Annotated in this window: 3 protein-coding genes and 1 pseudogene; 1 reads left to right on the top strand and 3 read right to left on the bottom strand. The window is 61.8% G+C overall.

Annotation, left to right across the window (positions count from 1 at the left end; genetic code table 11):
- Positions 1–832: 832 nt before the first annotated feature.
- Positions 833–2,008, top strand: coding sequence for a zinc-dependent alcohol dehydrogenase (locus MF607_RS22180; protein ID WP_242122340.1), 1,176 nt, complete (start codon positions 833–835; stop codon positions 2,006–2,008).
- 120 nt (positions 2,009–2,128) lie between these two features.
- On the opposite strand, the gene MF607_RS22185 is transcribed toward MF607_RS22180, so the two are convergent.
- The 3 genes and pseudogenes from MF607_RS22185 to MF607_RS22195 all read right to left on the bottom strand — a co-directional run.
- Complete coding sequence (locus MF607_RS22185) at positions 2,129–3,898, bottom strand: sensor domain-containing phosphodiesterase (protein ID WP_242122341.1); 1,770 nt, start codon at positions 3,896–3,898, stop codon at positions 2,129–2,131.
- Between the two features lie 266 nt (positions 3,899–4,164).
- Positions 4,165–4,584, bottom strand: a complete 420-nt coding sequence (locus MF607_RS22190) for an OmpA family protein (protein ID WP_242122342.1) — start codon at positions 4,582–4,584, stop codon at positions 4,165–4,167.
- A gap of 501 nt (positions 4,585–5,085) precedes the next feature.
- Positions 5,086–5,517 (bottom strand): annotated as a pseudogene (locus tag MF607_RS22195) (IS5 family transposase); the annotation flags it as partial.
- Positions 5,518–5,637 lie beyond the last annotated feature (120 nt).

A 5,637-nucleotide genomic window follows, 5' to 3' on the forward strand; every position in this document is an offset into this window, starting at 1 on the left:
AAGTGCCGCGTCCGAAGTCGTCTGGCGGGTTTCGCCGCCATGGCCCTGCTGCTCGGCATAGTTCGTCGGCTGGTCGGCACCCGCCGGCAGCGGCGGTGCCTTCTTGGCCGTCTCGCCCTTGAGTTTCCCCGTGTCGCTTTTGATGCTCTTGCGTGCCATGGACGTAATCCTCCGATCATGCCCTTAATGCCACCAGCGCCACGGCGGTGCGAGGCATAAATCTTTGTAGCGACTGGGAACCAACCCGGAGGAGCGAAATCAAGTTATGTCAGTCGAGCATGGTAGCCGGTTCGGACGACAGGCGCGGGCTCGGCAACGTAAGTGTTCATGGCTGCGCAGAACCCGACTGCGGCTTCCTTGGTCCTGGATCACAGCCAGGGAAAGCCGATATGAACCGGTTGGGGATGTCTTGAAGCCTTGCCGTTAGCCGAGCATGATGTACTCCCAGGTCGTACAGGTTTTCGACTGCGTCCGGCACAACCACGATTTGTGGTTGGTGCTGCTCGCCGGCCTGGTTTGCCTATGCGGAATCTATGCGTCTTTCGCCCTGGCCGCCCATGCCGTACGCTCCGGGCGTAAGACCCGCCGCCTGTGGGGACCTATCAGCATCGTGTCGGCCGGCTGCACGGCCTAGGCGACCCACTTCATCATCTTGCTGGCTTTCAAGCCGGGCATGCCGTCTGCGTTCAACCCGCTGGCCGTACGGCCGTTTTACGGCCGCTCGTTGATGTGAACGAATTAAACGGACGGGGACCCGTGCCGCGGCTCAAGGCGTTAAGCGTCATAGAAATGGTCCTGACGACAGGGACATCCACTCAGATGAGGAAACGACATGCGCGCACTATGCTGGCACGGTAAAGGCGATGTCCGCGTCGACACCGTTGCGGATCCCGAGATCAAGCACCCGCGCGATGCGATCATCAAAATAACCGCCTGCGCGATCTGCGGGTCGGACCTTCACCTGCTGGATGGCTACCAGCCCACCATGGAGGCCGGCGATATCCTCGGCCACGAGAACATGGGCGAGGTCGTGGCGCTCGGGTCCGAGGTAACCAACCTTAAGATCGGCGACCGTGTCGTCGTGCCGTTCACCATCAGCTGTGGCGAGTGCTGGTTCTGCAAAAAGGGTCTGTTTGCGGCCTGTGATCAGACCAATCCGAACGCCGAGATGGCCGCCAAAGCGATGGGCCATTCGCCCGCCGGGCTGTTCGGCTTCAGCCACATGCTGGGCGGCTACTGCGGCGGCCAGGCTGAGTATCTTCGCGTGCCGATGGCGGATGTCGGCCCGATCAAGATTCCTGACAACGTTACCGATGAGCAGGCCCTCTTCTTATCGGATATCTTCCCAACCGGCTACATGGCCGCCGAGAATGCGCAGATCGAGCATGGCGACACCGTCGCGATCTGGGGCTGCGGTCCGGTCGGCCAGTTCGCCATCCGCTCCGCGCTGATGATGGGCGCCGGCCGCGTGATTGCGATCGACGAGGTGCCCGAGCGACTCGCCATGGCGGAGGCCGGTGGTGCTGAGACGATTAACTTCGCCGAAACCGATGTTTATGACGAGCTGCAGGCGCGAACCAAGGGCCGGGGCCCCGACAGCTGCATCGATGCTGTCGGCTGCGAGGCGGCCGCGCACGGGGCGGCGGACGCGGTCATGGACAAGGTGAAGGCAAGCATGATGCTCGCCACTGATCGCGTCCACGTCCTGCGGCAGGCGATCATGAGCTGCCGCAAGGGCGGCACGGTCTCCGTGCCCGGCGTCTACGTCGGGATGGGTGACAAGCTTCCGATCGGTGCAGCGATGAACAAGGGGCTGACGATCAAGCTTGGGCAGACCCACGTGCAACGTTACACCAAGCCGCTACTGGATAAGATCGTCGCGGGCGAGATCGATCCCAGCTTTGTGATCACGCATCCGGCCAATCTTGAGGACGCGCCCGAGATGTACGCCAAGTTCCGTGACAAGCAGGAAGGTGTAATCAAGGTTGTCATGCGGCCACACGGCTGATTAGCGGAACAACCGGGAACAGGACGCTTATCGATGCCGATCGCCACCGCCGCTGTTAATTATGTTCAGCGGCGGTGTCGATCAGCTTGCACCAAGTATGTCGGCAGAACTAGGTGTCAGTCAGGCTGCAACAGATGATTCTTGCGGAGAGGCAACGAGCCATAGCCGCAGCGCTTCTTCCTTCATCGGACGGGCAAAATAGTAACCCTGCGCCTCCTCACATTCCAAGTCGGCCAGGATCGCCGCGGCTGCGGCGGTCTCGACGCCCTCGGCAACGACCCGGTAGCCGAGATCGTGCGACAGCGTGATCATCGATCGGACAAGCGCCTGTCCACGCTCGTCATCGGCCAGATCGCGAACGAACGACTGATCGATCTTGACCGCGCGGGCGGGCAGACGTTGAAGATACGCAAGGCTGCTGTAGCCTGTGCCGAAGTCGTCGATCGCTAGGGGGATGCCCGCCTCATGCAGCGCACGAAGCTGGCCCATTGCACGGCCACTATTCTCCATGACGGCGCTCTCGGTCACCTCAAGCTCGATCGCTGCCGGGCGCAGACGATGCTTCTGGAGATAAAGCTGCACCTGTTGGGCAAAGTCGCTTTCCTCCAGGTTAGCGGCCGATACGTTGATCGAGAGCTGGAGGTCGATGCCTTCCTTTTGCCAGATCGCCTGCTGCCGCATGGCGGCGTCGAGCACCCAGGCAGTGGTCGGCCTGGCAAGCGAGGTCTGCTCGATGATGGGCATGAACTCACTGGGCGACACGTCACCCAGCGTAGGATGGCGCCAGCGGAGCAGGGCTTCAGCACCCTTGCACCGGCCGGACGCGAGGTCGATGCGCGGCTGAAAGACGAGTCTAAGCTGGTCAGGCTCTTCCAGGGCCGCTCCGAGATCGTTGAGCAACGCGAACCTGCGGGAGTGAACACGATCCTCCCCTGGCGCGTAGAGGCCGACGGCATGTTCCGACGCGCGCGCATCCTGGGCCGCGCTATAGGCGGTGCGCAGCACCTGGCGAGGATCGGTTTTGCCGAGGGTAACAGGCGTCACCCCGATCGCCTGGGAAGTGGCGAAGCGGATGCGCGACGCACTTTGAGCTTTCGAAAGCATCGAGCCGAGCAGCGCTACATAGGCGCCCGGTTCCGGCTCGGGGGGCGACAGGAACGCGAACTGCGTGGCAGCGACGTGGTAGGCCGTCCGGCCTTGGCCCAATGCGCCGCGAAGCGCCCGGGCAGCATCCTGCACCATGTCGTCGATGAACGACGGTCCGACGACGCGCAGCCCGCTGCTGAGCTGGTCGTTGCGTGCCAGGTCGAGCAATACGGCGTAACGGCGCTGGCCCGGCGCATCGCGACCAAGGTCCTCAAGATCATCGAGGAACTGGGTCCGGTTGGGCAGGCCGCTGAGCGGGTCCACGCGTCCGAACGCGTGCTGCATCTCGATCTGCGACATCGTCATATCGGCAAGATCGGTCAGGCCGGCCATCTCCGACTCAGAGACAGTACGTGGTTCCGTGCCAAGCACGCATAGCGAGCCCAGAACGAAGCCTTCGCGCGTCATCAACGGAACGCCCGCGTAGAAGCGCACCCCGGTTTGCGCCAGCAGGCTGTCGGCATAACAATCATCGTCGAGGAGATCTGGAATGATCAGAATGCTCCGGCTCTCGGCGACCTGTGCACACGGCGCCTTCTCTCGGGGAATTGACCAATGCTCGACACCGACGCGCGACTTGAACCACTGCCGATCACGGTCGGTCAGCGACACTGCCGAGATCGGCAGATCGAAAATCTGGCTCGCCATACGCGTGATGCGGTCGAAGCTCTCGCTCGGCGGCGTGTCCAGCAGGTTCAACTGGTACAATGCGTCGAGACGCGCTTCCTCATCCTGCTCTACCATCCGGACACCTCTTTGTCCCTGTTCTAGGTAGATGTCGTTATCAAGCCACTAACGCGTTCGCCGGTCGGCGCAGAGCAGCTCGGCAACGCGGCGGTCTTCCGCGGAAAGCGGAATGCAGGCCACGAGCTTTGAGATCAGCGGATTTGTTTCGGCCCGCTCTTCGAGTTCCTGGAACGGCCCGCGAGAAGGCCGGGGCTTTCCCAATTGGATCGCTTATCGATTGCTGGCGCGTGCGTGGTAGGAGATAACCTGGCGCCAGATCGATCCTACTGTACGTGGATTTCTACTCTCGGATTGTGGATTTCCGCTTCCGTCGAGGTGTTGGGCACTCTCGGCACACGATTTCCCATGTCCTTGACGTTCATGCTGACCTCGATTTGCTGCCCTCGCAAATAGCGGCGGACGGCTTCGGCGCGCTGTCGGGAAAGCGCGCGATTTTCACGCGCGTGGGTATGCCCTTCGATGTTTAGATCAAACTTTCCACAAGTATCCCGCTCTTTCTCAAGTAGATATGCTAGCGATGATTTAGCTTCTTCGGTCAGCTCGGCTTGGCCAAGATTGAAGAAAACGATCCAAGGACCGGGCACGAAGCAATCATAAACCGGTAGGGCCGGAACCTGCTGCGACGCCACCTTTTCCTGCACGACCGGTTCTAGTGCGGGACGTGGTGTGGAGAGGAACATCATGCTGCCCGCTCCACCTAACCGCACAGGCGGACTGTAAATGGCCGTAATGGTGCTGTCGGCCGCTGCACCTGATTGATGGGAGCTTGCGCAACCCGACACGACAGTCGCGAGCACTATGAACAACGCTTTCCGCATAGCTTCATTGAAGCAGGCTTCCTGCGGTCGGACAACAGCCGTCTGCAGCGACGGTAAGTTCCCGATCGGGAAGGTTGATCGAGATCCTGGACCGCAAACCGACTACGCCGCGCGGCTCCGGGGCCATTTTCCCGAAATATGTTCCCGATTGCCTTTTCCCGAAATGCGGCATCGGAGACGGAGTTTCGGGAAAGCTCGAGCGCTCAAAAACTGGCGAGACGGAGCCCGCTGTTGTCGCAGCGGGTCCGGGGTCAGGAGCCGAGAGGTTATCGCATCAGCGGGGGCAGCGCTGCGCTTGTGGATGGCTCCACGCTGCCCCCGCTGCTACCAAGGGTGTCATTTCTATCTAGGGTCAGGACTCGTTGATCACAGCCAGAAGCTGACGGTGGCAGCGAGGGCGATGGCGGAGAAGAAGGCCGTAGGGCAGCGATCGTAGCGGGTGGCGACGCGGCGCCAGTCTTTGAGGCGGCCGAACATGATCTCGATGCGGCTGCGGCGCCGATAGCGGCGCTTATCGTACCGGACGGGCTCGTTGCGCGACCTGCGGCCTGGGATGCAAGGCTGGATGCCCTTGGCCTGAAGAGCATCCCTGAACCAGTCGGCGTCGTAGCCGCGGTCGCCGAGCAGCCACTGCGCTTTTGGCAGGTCGTCCAGCAGCGCGGCCGCACCGGTGTAGTCGCTGACCTGACCGGCGGTCATGAAGAAGCTCAAGGGGCGGCCGTTCGCGTCGGCGACGGCATGGAGCTTGGTGTTCATGCCGCCTTTCGTGCGTCCGATCAGGCGGCCGAGATCCCCCTTTATGGATGGCTCGCCCCTTAACTGAGCGTTGTTGCCTCACGGCAGCAGGCCGTTTGCGGAAGGAGCAAGGGTCATGGACATATCGGTTCTCGGGATTGATCTGGGCAAGAACAGCTGCAG

This window comes from Sphingomonas lacusdianchii (assembly GCF_022664395.1).
Lineage (GTDB): Bacteria > Pseudomonadota > Alphaproteobacteria > Sphingomonadales > Sphingomonadaceae > Sphingomonas > Sphingomonas lacusdianchii.